The sequence below is a fragment of the Escherichia fergusonii ATCC 35469 genome (assembly GCF_000026225.1).
Lineage (GTDB): Bacteria > Pseudomonadota > Gammaproteobacteria > Enterobacterales > Enterobacteriaceae > Escherichia > Escherichia fergusonii.
Window position 1 is genome coordinate 4,111,394 of sequence record NC_011740.1, and the last position, 19,138, is coordinate 4,130,531.

At 48.8% G+C, this 19,138-nt stretch carries 19 protein-coding genes; 7 read left to right on the top strand and 12 right to left on the bottom strand.

Annotated features, from left to right (window positions below):
- Positions 1–50: 50 nt before the first annotated feature.
- From mdtL to EFER_RS20045, 4 genes are all read left to right on the top strand, one after another.
- Positions 51–1,226, top strand: a complete 1,176-nt coding sequence (gene mdtL / locus EFER_RS20030; protein ID WP_000085992.1) for a multidrug efflux MFS transporter MdtL — start codon at positions 51–53, stop codon at positions 1,224–1,226.
- Positions 1,201–2,160, top strand: coding sequence for an HTH-type transcriptional regulator YidZ (gene yidZ, locus EFER_RS20035; protein WP_024256566.1), 960 nt, complete (start codon positions 1,201–1,203; stop codon positions 2,158–2,160). Before mdtL ends, yidZ begins: the two co-directional genes overlap by 26 nt.
- A 147-nt stretch (positions 2,161–2,307) precedes the next feature.
- On the top strand, positions 2,308–3,057 hold the full coding sequence (locus tag EFER_RS20040) for a 4'-phosphopantetheinyl transferase family protein (protein ID WP_000190671.1): 750 nt from the start codon (positions 2,308–2,310) through the stop codon (positions 3,055–3,057).
- Positions 3,058–3,067: 10 nt separating this feature from the next.
- Positions 3,068–3,634: an NADPH-dependent FMN reductase gene (locus EFER_RS20045; protein ID WP_000005222.1), complete on the top strand. Its 567-nt coding sequence runs from the start codon at positions 3,068–3,070 to the stop codon at positions 3,632–3,634.
- A 240-nt stretch (positions 3,635–3,874) separates the two neighbouring features.
- Here the strand turns inward: EFER_RS20045 and EFER_RS24670 are convergent, their stop codons facing one another.
- Positions 3,875–4,066: a hypothetical protein gene (locus EFER_RS24670; protein WP_000343339.1), complete on the bottom strand. Its 192-nt coding sequence runs from the start codon at positions 4,064–4,066 to the stop codon at positions 3,875–3,877.
- Between the two features lie 45 nt (positions 4,067–4,111).
- Positions 4,112–5,449: an adenine permease AdeP gene (gene adeP, locus EFER_RS20055; protein ID WP_000019344.1), complete on the bottom strand. Its 1,338-nt coding sequence runs from the start codon at positions 5,447–5,449 to the stop codon at positions 4,112–4,114.
- 165 nt (positions 5,450–5,614) lie between these two features.
- Between adeP and yieH the strand changes: the two genes are divergently transcribed.
- The 3 genes from yieH to cbrC all read left to right on the top strand — a co-directional run bounded on the left by yieH (position 5,615) and on the right by cbrC (position 7,450).
- Positions 5,615–6,280 carry a 6-phosphogluconate phosphatase gene (gene yieH / locus EFER_RS20060; protein ID WP_000086485.1) on the top strand — a complete coding sequence of 222 codons (666 nt, stop codon included), beginning with the start codon at positions 5,615–5,617 and terminating at the stop codon, positions 6,278–6,280.
- 66 nt (positions 6,281–6,346) lie between these two features.
- The gene (locus tag EFER_RS20065) at positions 6,347–6,820 is read left to right on the top strand and encodes a hypothetical protein (RefSeq protein ID WP_000116782.1); all 474 of its coding nucleotides are present in this window, start codon (positions 6,347–6,349) and stop codon (positions 6,818–6,820) included.
- Between the two features lie 48 nt (positions 6,821–6,868).
- Positions 6,869–7,450 (top strand): PF03691 family colicin E2 tolerance protein CbrC, encoded by a 582-nt coding sequence (gene cbrC, locus EFER_RS20070; RefSeq protein ID WP_000193059.1) that lies wholly within the window; start codon positions 6,869–6,871, stop codon positions 7,448–7,450.
- Between the two features lie 55 nt (positions 7,451–7,505).
- Here cbrC and EFER_RS20075 read toward each other — a convergent pair whose 3' ends face one another.
- The 10 genes from EFER_RS20075 to pstC all read right to left on the bottom strand — a co-directional run bounded on the left by EFER_RS20075 (position 7,506) and on the right by pstC (position 19,131).
- On the bottom strand, positions 7,506–8,222 hold the full coding sequence (locus tag EFER_RS20075; RefSeq protein WP_000766880.1) for a glucosamine-6-phosphate deaminase: 717 nt from the start codon (positions 8,220–8,222) through the stop codon (positions 7,506–7,508).
- Positions 8,223–8,236: 14 nt separating this feature from the next.
- Complete coding sequence (locus tag EFER_RS20080; RefSeq protein WP_002431838.1) at positions 8,237–9,406, bottom strand: esterase; 1,170 nt, start codon at positions 9,404–9,406, stop codon at positions 8,237–8,239.
- A 26-nt stretch (positions 9,407–9,432) separates the two neighbouring features.
- Entirely contained in the window at positions 9,433–11,049 is a 1,617-nt protein-coding gene (gene bglH / locus EFER_RS20085; protein ID WP_000489857.1) for a carbohydrate-specific porin BglH, read from the bottom strand.
- Between the two features lie 84 nt (positions 11,050–11,133).
- Positions 11,134–12,528: a 6-phospho-beta-glucosidase BglB gene (gene bglB / locus EFER_RS20090; protein WP_000643266.1), complete on the bottom strand. Its 1,395-nt coding sequence runs from the start codon at positions 12,526–12,528 to the stop codon at positions 11,134–11,136.
- A gap of 18 nt (positions 12,529–12,546) precedes the next feature.
- Positions 12,547–14,421 (bottom strand): PTS beta-glucoside transporter subunit IIABC, encoded by a 1,875-nt coding sequence (gene bglF, locus EFER_RS20095; RefSeq protein WP_002431839.1) that lies wholly within the window; start codon positions 14,419–14,421, stop codon positions 12,547–12,549.
- A 133-nt stretch (positions 14,422–14,554) separates the two neighbouring features.
- Positions 14,555–15,391, bottom strand: coding sequence for a transcriptional antiterminator BglG (gene bglG, locus EFER_RS20100; protein WP_002433015.1), 837 nt, complete (start codon positions 15,389–15,391; stop codon positions 14,555–14,557).
- A 285-nt stretch (positions 15,392–15,676) separates the two neighbouring features.
- On the bottom strand, positions 15,677–16,402 hold the full coding sequence (gene phoU / locus EFER_RS20105; RefSeq protein WP_000377784.1) for a phosphate signaling complex protein PhoU: 726 nt from the start codon (positions 16,400–16,402) through the stop codon (positions 15,677–15,679).
- A gap of 14 nt (positions 16,403–16,416) precedes the next feature.
- Positions 16,417–17,190, bottom strand: coding sequence for a phosphate ABC transporter ATP-binding protein PstB (gene pstB, locus EFER_RS20110; RefSeq protein ID WP_000063126.1), 774 nt, complete (start codon positions 17,188–17,190; stop codon positions 16,417–16,419).
- Between the two features lie 91 nt (positions 17,191–17,281).
- Positions 17,282–18,172: a phosphate ABC transporter permease PstA gene (pstA, locus tag EFER_RS20115; RefSeq protein WP_001251991.1), complete on the bottom strand. Its 891-nt coding sequence runs from the start codon at positions 18,170–18,172 to the stop codon at positions 17,282–17,284.
- Positions 18,172–19,131 (bottom strand): phosphate ABC transporter permease PstC, encoded by a 960-nt coding sequence (pstC, locus tag EFER_RS20120; RefSeq protein WP_000741620.1) that lies wholly within the window; start codon positions 19,129–19,131, stop codon positions 18,172–18,174. The genes pstA and pstC overlap by 1 nt, the downstream gene beginning before the upstream one ends.
- Positions 19,132–19,138 lie beyond the last annotated feature (7 nt).

A 19,138-nucleotide genomic window follows, 5' to 3' on the forward strand; every position in this document is an offset into this window, starting at 1 on the left:
GCTTCACCACGTATGCTTTGCGTCACCTTACTATCAGGACGCTTTAGCCCATGTCCCGCTTTTTGATTTGTAGTTTTGCCCTGGTTTTACTTTATCCCGCCGGGATTGATATGTACCTCGTTGGTTTACCGCGCATCGCCGCCGATCTCAATGCCAGCGAAGCGCAGTTGCATATTGCGTTCTCTGTTTATCTGGCAGGTATGGCAGCAGCGATGTTATTTGCCGGTAAAGTGGCCGATCGTTCAGGGAGAAAGCCTGTCGCCATACCCGGCGCGGCGCTATTTATTATTGCCTCGGTGTTCTGTTCACTGGCTGAAACCAGCACGTTATTTCTTGCAGGACGATTTCTACAGGGGCTGGGCGCAGGCTGTTGTTACGTGGTGGCGTTCGCCATTTTACGTGACACACTGGACGATCGACGTCGGGCAAAAGTGCTGTCGTTACTCAACGGCATTACCTGCATCATTCCGGTGTTAGCCCCGGTACTCGGACACCTGATTATGCTTAAGTTCCCGTGGCAAAGTCTGTTCTGGGCGATGGCAACGATGGGCATCGCAGTACTGATGTTGTCTTTGTTTATTTTGAAAGAAACGCGCCCCGCAGCCCCCGCCGCTTCGGACAAACCACGAGAGAATAGGGAGTCGCTGCTTAACCGGTTTTTCCTCAGCCGTGTGGTAATCACCACCCTCAGCGTTTCGGTAATCCTGACCTTCGTGAATACGTCGCCGGTATTGCTGATGGAAATCATGGGCTTTGAGCGCGGAGAATACGCCACCATAATGGCGTTGACCGCAGGTGTCAGCATGACCGTTTCATTCTCCACGCCATTTGCACTGGGGATTTTTAAGCCACGTACGTTGATGATCACCTCGCAGGTGTTATTTCTGGCGGCGGGTATCACTCTTGCCGTTTCGCCCTCCCATGCGATCTCTTTGTTTGGTATCACGCTGATTTGCGCTGGGTTCTCGATAGGTTTTGGCGTGGCGATGAGTCAGGCGTTAGGGCCGTTTTCATTACGTGCGGGTGTTGCCAGCTCGACCTTAGGTATTGCACAGGTTTGCGGATCGTCACTGTGGATTTGGCTGGCGGCGGTGGTTGGTATCGGCGCATGGAATATGCTGATCGGGATTCTGATTGCCTGTAGCATAGTGAGCCTGTTGCTGATTATGTTCGTCACGCCTGGACGCCCCGTTGCCGCTCATGAAGAAATCCATCACCACGCTTGATCTCAATTTGCTGCTCTGTCTGCAACTGCTGATGCAGGAACGCAGCGTGACTAAAGCGGCGAAGCGGATGAACGTGACCCCTTCGGCGGTGAGTAAGTCGCTGGCAAAGTTAAGAGCGTGGTTTGACGACCCGCTCTTTGTGAACTCACCGCTGGGCCTGTCACCCACACCGCTAATGGTCAGCATGGAGCAAAATCTGGCGGAGTGGATGCAAATGAGCAATTTGCTGCTGGATAAACCACACCACGAAACGCCGCGCGGTCTTAAGTTTGAACTGGCGGCGGAATCGCCGCTGATGATGATCATGTTCAATACGCTGACTAAGCAGATCTACCAGCGTTACCCCCAGGCGACGATCAAATTGCGCAACTGGGATTATGATTCACTGGAGGCGATTACCCGTGGCGAAGTAGATATCGGCTTTACCGGACGCGAAAGTCATCCTCGCTCGCGGGAACTGCTCAGCCAGTTGCCGTTATCTATTGACTATGAAGTGTTATTTACTGACTTGCCTTGTGTCTGGTTGCGAGAAGATCATCCGGCATTGCGCGAAGAGTGGGATCTGGAAACCTTTCTACGTTATCCACATATCAGCATTTGCTGGGAACAGAGTGACACCTGGGCGCTGGACGATGTCCTTCATGAATTGGGGCGCGAACGCACCATTGCGTTGAGTTTACCGGGCTTTGAAGCATCCTTATTTATGGCTGCACAACCGGAACAGCGGCTGATCGCAACTGCTCCCCGCTATTGCCAGCACTATATTGAACAGCATCAATTGCCATTAGTTGCCCTTCCGCTACCTTTCACTATTGCGCAGCTGGAAAAACTTAAAGTCCCCTTCACGTTGCTTTGGCACAAACGCAACAGCCACAACTCAAAAATTCTCTGGTTGCGCAAAACAATAAAAGCGCTCTATGCCCCTCTTTTTTGAGGAAAAACAGCCAACAGAAGATAAAGAGCAGTAGAGATCGGCGGATTAACGCTGTTTACAGTGAACTTACGTATCATTTAACCTGTCCATAAGTCAGGTAAATGTTACTCACGAATTAATAACGGACAATTAAGCACGGAGCGAATCATGGCGACACATTTTGCCAGAGGGATTCTTACGGAGGGGCATCTCATTTCTGTCCGTCTGCCTTCCCGATGTCATCTCGAAGCACAAAATCTTCCCGCCCATCGGCAAACCCGGTTTCTGGCATCTCGAGGCTTGCTCGCCGAATTAATGTTTATGCTGTATGGCATCAGCGAACTACCTGAAATAGTGACTCAGGCGAAGGGAAAACCCGCTTTTCGTGACAAAAATCTCCCCGTATTTTCCATTGCTTATGCGGGAAATATGGTGGGTGTAGCACTCACCACAGAAGGCGAGTGTGGGCTGGATATGGAATTACAGCGTGCCACCAGCGGTTTTCATAGCTCGCAATTAGCGGAAAACACAACATTTACCCGTAATGAAACGCTGTGGATCAGTAAGCAGAACGATCCCAACGAGGCCCGTGCGCAACTGATTACTTTGCGGCAAAGCATACTGAAGTTGACGGGGGATGTGCAGAATGATGATCCGCAAACGCTTCAGTTATTACCCAGTGCGGGCCGCCTGAAATGCGCTCATGTAGAGAATATTGAAGCGGTTTGTGATGCTGAAGATATTCTGGTGTGGTCGGTTGCAGTCACGCCTGCAATAGAAAAACTTAATGTTTGGCAGTTTGAAGGTAAGCACGGGTGGAGAAGTCTGCCCGATATTCCGACTCGCGCTAATGACCCATCTGGCTGTCTGATGCGGTTTAGTCAGATGACTGCAGTGAAGTCATACTCGCTTAACTGATGGAGACATTATGTCTGAAACACTGAATGTTGTTACGTTACTGGGGAGCCTGCGTAAAGGTTCGTTTAATGGCATGGTTGCTCGTACACTCCCGAAAGTCGCCCCCGCAGGTATGAATATTACGCCACTGCCATCGATTGCTGATATCCCATTGTATGATGCCGACCAACAGCAGGAAGTGGGTTTTCCGGCAACAATAGAAGCAATGGCGGAGCAAATTCGCAATGCCGATGGCGTGGTGATCGTCACACCTGAATATAACTACTCAGTACCCGGCGGATTGAAAAACGCCATCGACTGGCTTTCACGTCTGCCGGATCAACCACTGGCGGGCAAACCGGTACTGATTCAAACCAGCTCAATGGGTGTGATTGGCGGCGCGCGCTGTCAGTATCATCTGCGCCAGATTCTGGTCTTCCTTGATGCGATGGTAATGAACAAACCGGAATTTATGGGCGGCGTGATTCAAAACAAAGTCGATCCGCAGACAGGAGAAGTGGTGGATCAGGGAACGCGGGATCATCTGACGGGTCAGTTAACTGCGTTTGGTGAGTTTATTCAGCGGGTGAAAATCTGAGGATTATCAGCGTAGTAAATATGCGTGTTTTTTTAGTAAAGCACGCATATCCGATGTGATGTAAAAAGCATCTTCCAGCTCTTAATCCTCATAGTCAGTACATGACCAATACCACACTGTATAGATATGTCTGGTGATATGTGTATCCAGTAAGTCATAGATTACTGACCAGGAAGGATGCTTATAGTACTGCTCACCAAAGCTATCTATGCATTCAAGAAGTATTATCATTAACACAAATCATTCATCATCGTTACATTCACTATAAGCCGATAAAAACTCATCCAACCGCTGTTTATCCGCAACCTCGATTGGCCAATCTTGCATGGAAGGTTCATTAGGCAGGCTGAAACGCTGAGCCAGGGAATCGATAGCCTGGCCTGTTTCATAACGAATTAAATATTTGGGGAGATGAATAAATATTTCGTCCATGTTTCTATACGTTAATGGGCGATTTGACCGCCCATTTCGTTATTCTTAGTGGCCGTCAATAAATACTATTTTCAGTAAAAACAATAAAGCAACCACAATCACACATGGACTGAGATCACGCAGACGTCCGGTGCCAATCTTCATCACGCAGTAAGAGATAAAGCCCAGCGCAATACCTTCAGTAATCGAGAAGCTGAACGGCATCATCACCGCGGTAATAAACGCCGGAACGGATTCAGTAAGATCCTGCCAATTCACGCGAGCAAGACTTGAGGTCATCAACACGCCAACGTAAATCAGCGCGCCAGCTGCGGCATATCCCGGCACCATTTCCGCCAGCGGCGACAGGAAGATAACCAGCAGGAACAGAAGGCCAACAACCACTGCCGTCAGTCCGGTACGACCGCCAACCGATACACCGGAAGAGGACTCAATATACGCTGTAACCGAAGAAGTACCGATAAACGAACCGGTAACAGAAGAGATACTGTCGACATACAGTGCCTGCTTCATGCGCGGGAATTTACCTTTCTCATCCGCCAGCCCGGCTTTATCGGTCACACCAATCAGCGTACCGGAGGAGTCAAACAGGTTGACCAGCATAAAGGAGAAAATGACGCCAGCCAGCCCAAGGTTAAAAGAACCTGCCAAATCCACCTGACCGACAACACTTGTCACACTCGGCGGTGCGGAAACAATGCCACTATAGTGCACATCACCCAGCATCCAGCCAAGCAGTGTGGTAACCACAATGGAAACCAGAACCGCCGCGTGAATATTGCGTGACGCCAGAATGGCAATAATGAAGAAGCCCAGCATTCCCAGCAGCACGCTATGGGACGTCAAATTACCAATGCTGACTAATGTTTCCGGGTTAGCGACGATGACACCTGCATTTTTCAGCCCCATCATGCCGATAAACAGACCAATACCGCTGGTAATACCCACACGCAGACTTACCGGAATGTTAGCAATCATCCAGTAACGAACGCGGAAAATGGTCAAAAGAAGCAGTCCGACAGCGCCCCAGAAGATTGCGCCCATACCGATCTGCCACGGCAGCCCCATCGCCTGGACAACCACAAAAGCGAAAAAGGCGTTAAGTCCCATCGCAGGAGCCAGCGCCACCGGAAGGTTTGCAAACAATCCCATCATAATGCTACCGAAAGCGGCAATCAGACAGGTTGTTACGAAGACGGCACTGGTGTCCATGCCAGCAACGCCCAGAATTTGTGGGTTAACAAATACGATGTAGACCATCGTCAGGAAGGTGGTGAACCCGGCAATCACTTCAGTTCGTGCCGTAGTACCATGTTCGCGCAGTTTAAAAACGCGTTCCAGCATCCCCTGACCAGAAGTCTGGGTGGTATGTTGATGACTCATTATCTATTTCCGAACAAGGAGGGAAAATCCGTCGCTATCGTATACCAAAATGCGACAATAGGCGCGTTTGTGAGAAACTTTTTTTATTGAATTTACTTATACGGCAACGATTGCGTTGCGCAAATCTGCTCTACGAAAACGTTAAACTGGTTGAAAAGGAAAGGCATGTCCCGGATAGAAGCGGTATTTTTCGACTGCGACGGTACGCTGGTCGACAGTGAAGTCATTTGCTCCCGCGCATATGTGACGATGTTTCAGGAATTTGGTATTACGCTCGATCCTGAAGAGGTATTCAAACGTTTCAAAGGTGTAAAACTGTACGAAATTATCGATATTGTTTCCCTTGAACATGGTGTTACGTTAGCGAAAACAGAAGCTGAACATGTTTACCGTGCAGAAGTCGCTCGACTGTTCGATTCAGAACTGGAAGCCATCGAAGGGGCCGGAGCACTCCTGTCAGCGATCACTGCGCCAATGTGTGTGGTATCTAACGGCCCAAATAACAAAATGCAGCATTCTCTGGGCAAGCTGAATATGTTGCACTACTTCCCGGAAAAACTGTTCAGCGGCTATGACATTCAGCGCTGGAAGCCTGACCCGGCGTTAATGTTCCATGCAGCAAAAGCGATGAATGTAAATGTAGAAAACTGCATTCTGGTTGATGACTCAGTTGCCGGTGCACAATCTGGTATCGATGCAGGTATGGAAGTGTTTTACTTCTGCGCCGATCAGCACAATAAACCGATCGTTCACCCGAAAGTCACCACCTTTACCCATCTTTCGCAGTTACCGGAACTGTGGAAAGCGCGAGGTTGGGATATTACGGCATAGTTCTTCACACTCCCTTCACTTACCCCACTTAAATTGACGCGCAAAGGTAAGTAAAGGGAGTTTGAGATGTCTGTTTCACGTCGGGTAATACTTCACGGACTGTATTTTGCGGTTTTAGGACCGTTAATTGGTGTTCTGTTTCTTGTCCTCTACATATTCTTCGCAAAAGAACCGCTGATTCTTTTGGTAATAATACAGGTACTTCCATTGTTTCTCTTATTGTCGATAACTACGGGAGCTATTCCTGCGTTGTTAACCGGCGTAATGGTCGCCTGTCTACCGGAAAAGATCGGGTCACAGAAACGTTATCGTTGTCTGGCTGGTGGCATAGGTGGAGTCGTTATCACCGAGATCTATTGCGCTGTTATCGTACATATTAAGGGCATGGCTTCCTCAGCGTTGTTTGAAAACATTCTTTCTGGTGACAGTCTCGTTTTCCGCATCATCCCTGCATTGCTGGCAGGCGTAGTGATGAGCAGAATCATTACCCGTCTACCCGGATTGGATATTTCATGTCCTGAAACAGACTCTTTAAGCTAAGCAGGATGCTTTATCTTTGGGCTACTCAAAAGCAGACAGGATGCTTCTATGACTCAAAATATCAGGCCGTTACCCCTATTCAAATATCATCCCAAGCCACTGGAAACAGGCGCATTTGAGCAGGATAAAATCGTAGAGTGCGACTGCTGTGAACAGCCAACATCGGTCTATTACACGGGTCCATTTTTCAGCGTTGATGATATTGAATATCTCTGTCCGTGGTGTATTGCGGATGGTTCTGCGGCTAAAAAGTTTGCAGGTAGTTTTCAGGATAAAGCCTCCATTGAGGGCGTCGGGACAACTTATTACGACAATGATGGAACCGCCACAACGCATTCTCTCTCGAATGATGCCCTTGAAGAATTGCTGACCCGGACACCTGGCTATTGCGGGTGGCAACAGGAGCATTGGCTCACGCATTGTGGGGAACTCTGCGCTTTTGTTGGTTACGTCGGCTGGGATGAAATAAAAGATCGTCTCGATGAATTTGCACATCTTGAAGATGACTGTGATTCATTCATACGTTACGAACACCTGCAAGAATGCCTGAAAAACGGTGGTTATTGTCAGGGTTATCTCTTCCGCTGTCTCCACTGCGGCAAGCTGAGACTGTGGGGGGATTTTTCGTAGTTATTTAAATAAAAAAAACAGGCCGGAGCGTAATTCACACATCCGGCCTTATATTTTAAGCTAATTCTGCGGTAGCGGCTTTATCAGCGATAACCATCAGCGAAGGGTGCAACTGCAACACGGAAGCTGGAACATCTTCGGTAACCGGACCTTGCAGAACATTTCTCAGCGCCTGCGCTTTACCCGCGCCACTGACAATTATCAGCAAGTTTTTCGCTGCCATGATGCTTTTCGGCCCCATCGTCACGTAGCTGTCAGGCACTAACGAAAAGTCACCGCCCAACTCACCATGCGCCACAATATCCACCATCTCTCCCTGGATCGGGAACTCCACGGTTTGCTCATGGAAATGGGTCGTATTTGGCAAATTGCCACAAAAATGACCATCTGCACCTAATCCCAGCACCACCAAATCCAGGCCGCCTTCACGCGCCAGTTTCTGATCATGCTCGCTGTAGTTATCAATACTGAGTTTCTGGATATTCTCTTCTTTGATCCCCGCAGGGGTGAAAAACAGATTACGCAGATTGGTGATCGTTACGCCTTCTCCCTCTTTGCCGCGAAAGGGAATTTCATCGAAATTGTAGAAATAGCAGTTATCGTACCAGGGCTTACCTTTTACCAGAGTGGTGAGATATTCGTACATGCCTTTGGGCGTGCTCCCGGCGGTAATTGCCAGGTTAACACGATGCGTCTTCGACATATAACCAAGCAGATGGTGTGCCGCGACACGGCTCATTTCCTGGTAATCTTCAGTGATGATTAATTTCATCTTAATGCCTTATCTTATTTAAATAGTTTCTGTACGAAGGCTGCATAGGCAGGCCGCCAGACATCCATTTCATGGTTCAGGCCGGGATATTCCTGGTAATCAAACTTAATTTTTTTCTGCTCAAGCTCTGTTTTCAGCCCGGCGATATCCTTGCCGGTTACGACATCTTTATCCCCCACAACCACAGTAAAATTACGTAGTTGCTGGTTGATAGCTGCCGGATCGTTCAGCCGGGCCGCGACCCCTTCATCCGGTACGGTTGTCGTGGTAACACCACTGAAAGTCGCCAGCCAGCCAAAGCTTTCCAGATGATTCATCCCCGATACCAGCACCTGATACCCACCTTGTGAAAGCCCTGCCAGTGCACGACCCTCGGCGTCTTTACGGACATTAAAACGCTTGCTAATCAGCGGGATAATATCGTTCATCAGTTCGCGATCTGCCGCTTTGGCATTCAGCGGATAAAAGACTTTACGTCTTTCCTGAGGCACGAACTCTTCGGGAATAATGCCCTTCGCATCGGTTTCGGTATCCGGGATCACCACCAGCATCGGTTTAATTTTCCCTTCAGCCAGCAGGTTATCCATGATTTGCGGGATACGCCCCTGATCGATAGCAGAACGTCCGGTATCACCAAAGCCATGATAGAAATAGAGCACTGGCAAAGGCTCGCCCATGCCGGTATATCCTGGCGGGGTCCAGACATACATCTGACGTTCGGATTGCAATGCGCTGGAGTGGTAAGTTATGGCGATCAAATCACCATGCGCAACAGAACGCGTATCCAGATAACTGCCTGGTACCAGAATCATACTGGAGTTAACCTGACGCTGAGGTTTAGTCATTGATGTACCTGTATCAATGCTGCGTACACCATCAACATTGAAAAAATACTCGTACAGGTTGCCTTTCATGACAGACGTGCGCCACGACCAGACTCCCGCTTCGTCTTTAGTCATCGGATGAATATTATCCGGAACCGGAACACCGACCACTACGGAGACATTTTTTGCCCCTGGGGCAAAGTAGCGAAAGGTCACGCTGTTATCGGTATTGACCTGAGTAACATACTGTTTAACCGGAATAGTGGGTGCCGGGCTGGCTGGCATATCCGCTGCTATGGCCCACTGAGCAGAAATACCGCTGGCAATAGCCAGTGTTAAAGCAGCAATTTTTATATTCATTGTAATATCCCTTTCATTAAGTTCCATTACCACCAGATTTCAGCCTGAGCACCGACAGCAAACTGGTCGTCTTTATTGTCTTCAAAGGTGAAGCCATCCAGTTCGTTTTCCAGGGCTTTGATATACGTAGCGTAGAAACGAATTTCCGGGCGCGAGGTCAACATACTGGTATTGACTTTAAAGGTATGGAAGAGCGTGGTTTTATAGCCAGACTCATTATATTTATTACTATTCGCATCTTTGTTTTGCTGGGTGAAATAACCCAGTTCAACACCTGTCTGGTTATATTGGTCCCAAATATAGGCCGGGCGAACAACCGCACGAATAGATTCAAAATCAGAGTGTGCGCCTGTTTCGTAGCTATAAATATCGTTACCGAAGGAGTAAACAATCGCGTTAGCTACAATAAAATGATCGCCGATATAGGCTTCGCCCTGCGAAGTCATACGAACTGCTGTTCCGCCGGTGTGATCACCATAATAACGACCATTAAATGTAGTAAATGGACTTGCGCCAGCATAACGACCAAAGTTACTGGCGATAGAGTTATTCGCGACCAGGAAGGAGAATTCGTTGAAGCCACCTTTATCAAATTTCTGCGTTAAAGATGTGCCAAACATCCAGGTATCTTTCCAGTCATAATACCCGTTATTATCCTGATTATCTTTTTCCGATGCGCTTTCGTTTGCCGTGACATAACGACCACTCACCATTAAGGTGGCTTTATCCCATAACGGGATATCTTTATAACGTAAATCAATGGTATTGGTATTAATCTGCTGTTTGTTTTGCAGGCTGCGATCGTAATCGTCGACATCTTCGCGAACCAGCGCGATATCAATTTTACCCGGACCGACTTTCCAGTTTTCCAGACCTACACCTGCGGCAGCATCGGTACGCTGCGTTTTCCAGTCAAGCATCTGGATTTCAATTTTCGGCGCACCGTGTTTACCCACCCAGAAATCAGCCTCTGGCGCAAAGGGCAGGAAACCTTTGGTGGTAACGTACATATCAGAGAACTGCATAAAGTTCTCGCCACCGGCGTTATCGCCAAACCAGCCAGTAGAGTACTGCTGACCAACGTTACCATCCATCATCACGATGGCATCAACCCGTTTGCCGTTTTCGTTGTAGACACGTTGTTTTAACTGCAAATCAAACCAGCCGGAGTATTCGTTACCAAAACGGCCCAGAGAACCAATCGCCCATGATTTAGGTGAACCATGAGAGGCTGTACCCCAACCAGAACGATAGTAGCCGTTGTAACTAAAGCCAATTTCATCTTTCACAAACTTACTGAAATCTTTCAGAGTCATGGAAGAATAAATCGAGCCTGTCTCACTGGCATTTTTCTCTTCATTTTTGACCAGTACAGCATCAGGTTTTGTGGCACTACTGGTTGGGAACGGATTGGCGGCATACCCTTGCTCATTCGAACTTACGCTACGATTCACCGTCGCTGGCGTATACTTTTTCTTCTCTTCATCTTTATATTTTTTGAGTTCGCTTTGCGTTTCTCTTAACGCCTTTTCTAATAACTCAAGGCGTTGTTCCACCGTTAATGATTCAGCTAATGATTGTGCGGAAAAGGCTAACGGTGCCATTAATAAAATGGCAGAAGTAATAAGATTTCGTCTAAACATAATATCCCTTTATGGTGCAAGAAAGAATTAACGCATCGCATCCAGACTGTTCTGAATGCGACGATAATTAAGGTGCTTTATTGGTTATTTTTTTAATGACAGCCCCCGCGTTTTGATCACTTCTGCATACCATCCGAAGCTTTTCTTGCGCGTTCTTGTGAGGCTTCCTTCGCCATTATCATCACGATCCACATAAATAAAGCCGTAGCGCTTAGACATTTGTGAATGAGATGCACTGACTAAATCAATTGGCCCCCAACTGGTGTACCCCATAATATTCACACCATCGGCAATCGCTTCATTTACCTGTACCAGGTGATCGTTTAAATAGGCAATTCGATAATCGTCCTGTATCGAACCATCCGCTTCAACACTGTCTTTTGCGCCTAATCCGTTCTCGACAATAAATAACGGTTTTTGATAACGATCCCAAAGCGTATTTAACAGAACCCGTAATCCAACCGGATCAATTTGCCACCCCCACTCTGAACTTTTCAGATGTGGATTGGGGATCATATTCAGTATGTTGCCCTGCGCATTTTTATTAATGCTTTCGTCGTGGGAAACACAACCGGTCATGTAATAACTAAAAGAGATGAAATCTACGGTATGTTTTAAATCTTCTGCGTCACTTTCAGTCATCTCAATGGTGATATTGTGGTCGCGGAAGAAACGCTGCATATAGCCGGGATACTGACCACGCGCCTGAACATCACCAAAGAACATCCAGCGCCGGTTCTCTTCCATGGCCTGCAACATATCCTGTGGCTGGCAGGTGAGGGGGTAAACCAGCCCACCGAGAAGCATATTGCCGATTTTCGCTTCGGGGATCAGGCTATGACAGGCTTTAACTGCCCGCGCACTGGCAACCAGTTGATGGTGGATCGCCTGATAAACTTCCACCTCGCCACTCTCTTCTGCCAGCCCCACGCCCGTGAATGGCGCGTGTAACGACATGTTGATTTCATTAAACGTCAGCCATAACGCCACTTTATGTTGGTAGCGGGTAAAGACCGTGCGGGCGTAATGCTCGAAGTGATCGATGACCGCCCGATTAGCCCAACCGCCGTAGTTTTTCACCAGTCCATATGGCATTTCGTAATGGGATAACGTTACCAGCGGTTTGATCCCCGCCTGCGCCATTTCATCAAACAGCCGATCGTAAAACGCTAACCCCGCTTCATTCGGTTCGGCTTCGTCGCCCTGAGGAAAAATTCGCGCCCAGGCAATGGAAATACGCAGACAGGTGAAGCCCATCTCGGCAAATAACGCGATATCTTCCGGGTAACGGTGATAAAAATCGATGGCGACATCTTTGATATTTTCTTTCCCCAGGATGCGCGGTTCCATTTTTCCCATTACGCCATGAGGCTGTAAATCTGAGGTCGTGATCCCTTTGCCATCTTTCTGCCAGGCGCCTTCCACCTGATTAGCAGCTGTTGCGCCACCCCAAAGAAATGTTTCTGGAAATGCTTTCATAATTAACTCCTTTTATCGTTAGCGAATGATGGATAACAGCGGCTCACCAGCGCTTATCTGCGCCGTGCCGTGAGGTAATACGTCCGTAAAATCATCGCTATTACTGATTAATACCGGCGTCGTCAGATCAAATCCGGCCTCGCGAATAGCAGGGATATCAAAAGAAATCAGCCGATCGCCTGTATTGACCTTGTCACCCACGTTGACGTGAGCGGAAAAGAATTTGCCGTCCAGTTTTACGGTGTCGATACCGACATGAATCAGGATCTCCACGCCATCATCTGACTCAATGCCGATAGCGTGTAATGTGGCGAACAACGAAGCAATTCGACCCGTAACTGGAGAACGTACTTCACCAACAGAGGGCAGAATGGCAATACCTTTACCCAACAGGCCGCTGGCAAACGTGGTATCAGCGACGTGAATGAGCGGCACAATCTCTCCCGTCATCGGTGAACAGATACCGCCCTGCTCAGGTGTAATAACCTCTGGTGCTTTCTCTTCCGGGGCTACTTGCGCTGGCTGACGTTTAGCAGTGATGAAATGAAGCATCACCGTACCGACAAATGCGCAACCGATGGCAACGACACCGCCAATAACACTGGCCCAGACAGTGAAATCAATCCCCGTTGATGGGATGGTTTGCATGAAGGTGAAAATACTTGGCAAACCAAAGGAGTAGACTTTCGTTTGCGCGTAGCCAATGATGGTGGCCCCTAATGCTCCACTGATGCAGGCGATAAAGAAGGGATACTTACGTGGCAGGTTGACGCCATATACCGCTGGTTCGGTGATACCAAACAGACCCGTCAACGCCGCTGATCCCGCCACCACTTTTTTCTGCGCATCGCGTTCGCAGAGGAAGACGCCGAGCGCCGCCCCGACCTGCGCCATAATGGCAGGCATTAACAGCGGGATCATGGTGTCGTAGCCCAGCACGGTGAAGTTATTGATAATTAAAGGTATCAAACCCCAATGCAGACCGAACATCACAAAGATTTGCCAGAAGCCGCCCATTACCGCACCCGCAAATGCAGGAACCGCCTGATAAAGCCAGAGATAACCGGCGGCAATCAGTTCGCTTATCCAGGTTGATAGCGGCCCCACCAGCAGAAAGGTGACGGGCGTGATAACCATCAGACATAGCAAGGGTGTGAAGAAATTTTTGATTGCCGACGGTAACCACGCATTAAGTCGGCGTTCCAGAATGCTGCACAACCAGGCAGAAAAAATAATGGGAATAACCGATGACGAGTAATTCAACAATGTGACCGGAATACCCAGGAAATCCAGCCCCAGCGCATCCGCTTTTTGCCCATTCTCGAAGGCAGTCAGAATTAATGGATGCACTAACGCTCCACCAATCACCATGGCAGTAAATGGATTACCGCCGAAGCGTTTCCCTGCGGTGTATCCCAGGATTATCGGGAAGAACCAAAACAAGGCATCACTGGCACTGAATAAAATTAAATAAGTACCACTTTGTTCGGTCATCCACTGAAAAGTGAGCGCCAGAGCCAGCATACCTTTCAGGATCCCGGTTGCCGCCATCAAACCGATCAGAGGCGTAAAAATACCTGAAATAACATAAACAAAGCGGTTTAACAGATTACCTTTATCATCATTTTCCGGTGCCTGCTGCGCTTTTTCGCCAAGGCCTGCCACGCTGTTAACCGCCTGGAAGACATCGGCCACATGGTTACCTATGACAACCTGAAACTGGCCACCGCTTTCCACCACCATAATAATACCGGGGGTCTTTTTCAGTACCTCAGCTTGCGCTTTGCTTTCATCCTTTAACTTAAAACGTAATCGCGTTGCGCAATGCATCAGACTCACAATGTTATCTGCGCCCCCGACTCCTGCGACTATTGTTCTGGCTAACTCCGTCATAACTTGCCCTCTACCGCTTTGCGGCAAAACTCCAAAAAAAAACCTGAAAAAAACGGCCTGACGTGAATCAAGCAATTTTTTTCAGGTTTTGCCCGCTTAGTGCGGTAACAATCCTTTACTCAGTAATAATGTTTCAGTGTTCTTTGCGCACGCGCTCTATATTTATGGCTAAAAACATAATCTCTGCAGGTGAGATTTTACGTTGATACTGCAAACCAATAAAAATGGCGATCCGTTCCGCACATTGCCATGCCTGTGGATAATTTTGTTTTACTGCTTGCTGTAATGATTCATCACTATCGTTAATCGATGCATGTTCAAGAATACGCCAGGATAAAAATTTCAGATGCGTAACCAGTCGCTGATAACTCAAGCTTTCTTCCTGGTAATTAAGGCTGAACTGAAATTTTATTAATTGCAGTATTTCTCGCATTAATTGCGTGACACCTGCAACATCCTCCATATTCCCGCTCATTTGGGCACTGACCAGATGCATGGCAATAAAGCCCACTTCATCTTTCGGTAACTGCACGCCCAACCGTTTATCAATAATGGTTAATGCTTCTTCCCCTAGCTGGAACTCTTTCGGGTAAAGCCGCTGGATATCCCACAGCAGCGGGTTGGGCAGTAACACGTTTTGCTGAAAGCGTTTAATCGCAAACTGGCAATGATCAGTTAGCGAGATATAAATACTGTCCTGTAACTTTCCAAGGCGCTCCTGCGCCAGAGAGATAATACGATCACAGGTTGCCATCACCTCAATAGGCATATGACTTAAGAGTTCGCTTAATCGCCCGTTCAGTTCGTGACTGCTCAAGGCATACTCTTTTTCTATTCCACTTGAGTTAATTCTTTCGCCAGGGCGTTTTTGAAAGCCAATTCCGCGCCCCATGACGACTTTTTCCCGCTGTTGATCATCAATAACCACCACAACATTATTGTTGAGAATTTTGGTGATTTGCATGTTCATAGCAAGGACCTTTTTTATAAACAAAAAAACCCGACTTCACCAGTATTCTCTGGTTATGTCAGGTTTTGCCTGCGAATGCAGTAACAATCCAGTCATTTATTAATGGTTTTTATAACGAACATCCAGGTTCGAAAATTAATTTAGTTGCGTGCAGAGAAAATAGCAATGCTCTATTTATAAAAGTATGACCATGCTCGCAGTTATTAATTTTGTGTAATTTTAGGAATTTATAAAGTTATATATAACAAATCCCAATAATTAAATTATTGGGATTTGTTTGGTGAATTATTTATCGCTATCTTTTTCTGCAAGCAGTTTATCGAGCTCGTCACCACCGACGTGACGGAAATCCTGCCCCTTCACGTAGTAGAAGATAAACTCACAAATATTCTGGCAACGGTCGCCGATACGTTCGATTGAACGCGCACAGAACAGCGCGGTAAGGACGCTCGGAATGGTGCGCGAATCTTCCATCATGTAGGTCATCAGTTGACGAACAATACCTTCGTACTCCTGATCGACTTTTTTATCTTCCCGATAAATTCGCACCGCTTCGTCAATATCCATCCGCGCGAACGCGTCCAGCACGTCGTGCAGCATCTGGATGGTATGACGGCCCAGCGACTCCAGACTTACCAGCAACGGCTGATGCTGCTGGGAGAATTTCTCCAGCGCAGTACGGCAGATTTTGTCCGCCACGTCGCCAATACGCTCCAGCTCGGCAATGGTTTTACTGATCACCATCACCAGACGCAGGTCGCTCGCCGTCGGCTGACGTTTGGCGATAATGCGCACGCAGGCTTCATCGATCGCCACTTCCATCATGTTGACGTTCTTGTCGCCTTCGATGACGCGCTTCGCCAGATCGCTGTCCTGGTTATGCATCGCGGTGATTGCATCAGAAAGCTGCTGCTCCACCATGCCGCCCATGGTCATCACCTGCGTGCGGATGCTTTCCAGTTCGGCGTTGAACTGGCCGGAAATATGTTTATTAAGATTGAGACTGTCCATAACGCACTCCTGAATCAACCGTAACGACCGGTGATGTAGTCTTCTGTTTGTTTCTTCGCTGGCTTGGTGAACAGATCGTCCGTGTTGCTGAACTCAATCAATTCGCCCAGGTACATAAACGCCGTGTGGTCGGAACAACGCGCAGCCTGCTGCATGTTGTGGGTGACGATCACTACGGTGTAATCCTGCTTCAGTTCGGTGATCAGCTCTTCAATACGTCCGGTAGAGATAGGGTCGAGCGCCGAACACGGTTCGTCGAGCAGCAGCACTTCCGGGCGAATGGCGATACCACGCGCAATGCACAGACGCTGTTGCTGACCACCAGAGAGAGAGTAACCGCTCTGGTGCAATTTATCTTTGGTTTCGTTCCACAATGCGGCTTTGGTCAATGCCCACTGCACGCGCTCGTCCATATCCGCACGGGAGAGCTTCTCAAACAGACGAACACCAAAGGCGATGTTGTCGTAAATGGACATCGGGAACGGCGTCGGTTTCTGGAACACCATACCCACTTTCGCACGCAGCAGGGCGATATCCTGAGTGTTAGTCAGGATGTTGTCGCCATCGAGCAGAATCTCACCTTCCGCACGCTGCTCCGGATACAGTTCAAACATTTTGTTGAAAGTACGCAGCAGCGTCGATTTACCGCAGCCAGACGGCCCGATAAACGCCGTAACCTGGTTTTTGGCGATATCCAGGTTGATGTTTTTCAGGGCATGGAATTTGCCGTAGTAGAAGTTCAAATTACGAACCTGAATTTTACTCGGGGCAGTTTCAACCATACTCATTGCAATCTTTTCCTCATCGTGCCTGATGCACTTCGCTAATCAGGCTTACCGTAGGCCGGATAAGGCGTTTCACACCGCATCCGGCAAAGTGTTAACCGTGTTTATTCTTCGCAAAAACAACGCGCGCCAGAATGTTCAGCAGCAGGACGCACAGGGTTATAATCAACACCCCGGCCCAGGCCAGTTGCTGCCATTCTGCAAATGGGCTCATCGCAAACTTAAAGATCGTTACCGGCAGGTTGGCGATCGGCTGCATCATGTCCGTGCTCCAGAACTGGTTGGAGAGCGCGGTAAACAGCAGTGGCGCGGTTTCACCAGCAATACGGGCAATCGCCAGCAGGATACCGGTCATAATCCCGGACACCGACGCTTTCAGCGTAATCGCGGAGATCATCTTCCACTTCGGCGTACCCAGCGCATAAGCCGCTTCACGCAGGCTGTCCGGCACCAGTTTCAGCATGTTCTCAGTGGTGCGGATAACAATCGGTACCTGCAACAACGCCAGGGCAATCACGCCCGCCCAGCCGGAGAAGTGCTCCATTTGCGCCACCACGATGGTGTAAACAAACAGACCAACCACAATCGACGGCGCGGAGAGCAGAATGTCGTTAATGAAGCGAATAACTTCTGCCAGCCAGGATTTACGTCCATATTCCGCCAGGTAAATCCCCGCCATAATGCCCAGTGGCGTACCGAATACCGTGGCCCACAAAATTAACAGGCCGCTACCCGCCAGGGCGTTCGCCAGACCACCGCCTTCCGTATTTGGCGGCGGCGTCATTTCGGTGAACAGCGCCAGCGACATACCATCGATACCGCGAGTAATGGTGGACATTAAAATCCAGATCAGCCAAAACAAACCGAAAGCCATCGTCGCCATTGAGAGCGTCAGTGCAATACGGTTTTTGAGGCGGCGACGCGCCTGCATTTTGCGGCGGGATTCTGCCAGTGCCGCAGTGGTTTGCATTTCAACCATAGCCATTAGCGTGCCCCCTCATTCTTAGCCAGGCGCATAATCATAAATTTCGATGCAGCGAGGACGATGAAGGTAATCACAAACAGGATCAGGCCCAGTTCCATCAGTGCAGCCACGTGCAGGCCGGATTCCGCTTCCGCAAATTCGTTGGCCAGCGCAGAGGTGATGCTGTTGCCCGGCATGTACAGCGAGGCGCTGTCGAGCTGGTAGGTGTTACCGATGATAAAGGTCACTGCCATGGTTTCACCGAGCGCGCGCCCCAGACCCAGCATAATGCCGCCGATTACCCCATTTTTGGTGAACGGAAGAACGATACGCCAGATAACTTCCCAGGTGGTGCAGCCGATACCGTAGGCTGACTCTTTCATCATCACCGGGGTTTGTTCGAATACATCGCGCATTACCGCTGCAATGTACGGAATAATCATGATGGCGAGGATCACGCCTGCCGCGAGGATACCGATACCAAAGGCCGGGCCGGAGAACAGCGCGCCAACAATCGGGATATTCGACATGATATTGCCGACCGGCTCCTGGAAGTAAACGGCGAACAGCGGCGCAAAGATAAACAGGCCCCACATGCCGTAAACGATACTTGGAATGGCTGCCAGCAGCTCAATGGCGATACCCAGTGGGCGCTTCAGCCAGCCAGGCGCAAGCTCGGTCAGGAACAGGGCGATACCGAAACTCACCGGGACAGCGATCAGCAGCGCGATAAACGAGGTCACCAGCGTACCGTAGATCGGCACCAGCGCCCCGTAGATATCGTTCGGCGCATCCCACTCTTTGGTCCACAGAAAAGCCAGACCAAATTTCTGAATGCTCGGCCAGGAGGAGATGATCAGAGAGACAATAATGCCACCCAACATCAATAGCACAATCAGCGCCGCCAGTTTTACCAGCACGCTGAAAATTATGTCGCCCTTTTTACCCGGTGGGTTAAAAGCAGGCTTGGTTGCAGCCATAAGTTAC

Excerpts from the sequence above, each read along its gene's own strand:
- mdtL (WP_000085992.1), top strand. The coding sequence starts at position 51 with ATGTCCCGCTTTTTGATTTGTAGTTTTGCCCTGGTTTTACTTTATCCC.
- yidZ (WP_024256566.1), top strand. The coding sequence starts at position 1,201 with ATGAAGAAATCCATCACCACGCTTGATCTCAATTTGCTGCTCTGTCTG.
- EFER_RS20040 (WP_000190671.1), top strand. The coding sequence starts at position 2,308 with ATGGCGACACATTTTGCCAGAGGGATTCTTACGGAGGGGCATCTCATT.
- EFER_RS20045 (WP_000005222.1), top strand. The coding sequence starts at position 3,068 with ATGTCTGAAACACTGAATGTTGTTACGTTACTGGGGAGCCTGCGTAAA.
- EFER_RS24670 (WP_000343339.1), bottom strand. The coding sequence starts at position 4,066 with ATGGACGAAATATTTATTCATCTCCCCAAATATTTAATTCGTTATGAA.
- adeP (WP_000019344.1), bottom strand. The coding sequence starts at position 5,449 with ATGAGTCATCAACATACCACCCAGACTTCTGGTCAGGGGATGCTGGAA.
- yieH (WP_000086485.1), top strand. The coding sequence starts at position 5,615 with ATGTCCCGGATAGAAGCGGTATTTTTCGACTGCGACGGTACGCTGGTC.
- EFER_RS20065 (WP_000116782.1), top strand. The coding sequence starts at position 6,347 with ATGTCTGTTTCACGTCGGGTAATACTTCACGGACTGTATTTTGCGGTT.
- cbrC (WP_000193059.1), top strand. The coding sequence starts at position 6,869 with ATGACTCAAAATATCAGGCCGTTACCCCTATTCAAATATCATCCCAAG.
- EFER_RS20075 (WP_000766880.1), bottom strand. The coding sequence starts at position 8,222 with ATGAAATTAATCATCACTGAAGATTACCAGGAAATGAGCCGTGTCGCG.
- EFER_RS20080 (WP_002431838.1), bottom strand. The coding sequence starts at position 9,406 with ATGAATATAAAAATTGCTGCTTTAACACTGGCTATTGCCAGCGGTATT.
- bglH (WP_000489857.1), bottom strand. The coding sequence starts at position 11,049 with ATGTTTAGACGAAATCTTATTACTTCTGCCATTTTATTAATGGCACCG.
- bglB (WP_000643266.1), bottom strand. The coding sequence starts at position 12,528 with ATGAAAGCATTTCCAGAAACATTTCTTTGGGGTGGCGCAACAGCTGCT.
- bglF (WP_002431839.1), bottom strand. The coding sequence starts at position 14,421 with ATGACGGAGTTAGCCAGAACAATAGTCGCAGGAGTCGGGGGCGCAGAT.
- bglG (WP_002433015.1), bottom strand. The coding sequence starts at position 15,391 with ATGAACATGCAAATCACCAAAATTCTCAACAATAATGTTGTGGTGGTT.
- phoU (WP_000377784.1), bottom strand. The coding sequence starts at position 16,402 with ATGGACAGTCTCAATCTTAATAAACATATTTCCGGCCAGTTCAACGCC.
- pstB (WP_000063126.1), bottom strand. The coding sequence starts at position 17,190 with ATGAGTATGGTTGAAACTGCCCCGAGTAAAATTCAGGTTCGTAATTTG.
- pstA (WP_001251991.1), bottom strand. The coding sequence starts at position 18,172 with ATGGCTATGGTTGAAATGCAAACCACTGCGGCACTGGCAGAATCCCGC.
- pstC (WP_000741620.1), bottom strand. The coding sequence starts at position 19,131 with ATGGCTGCAACCAAGCCTGCTTTTAACCCACCGGGTAAAAAGGGCGAC.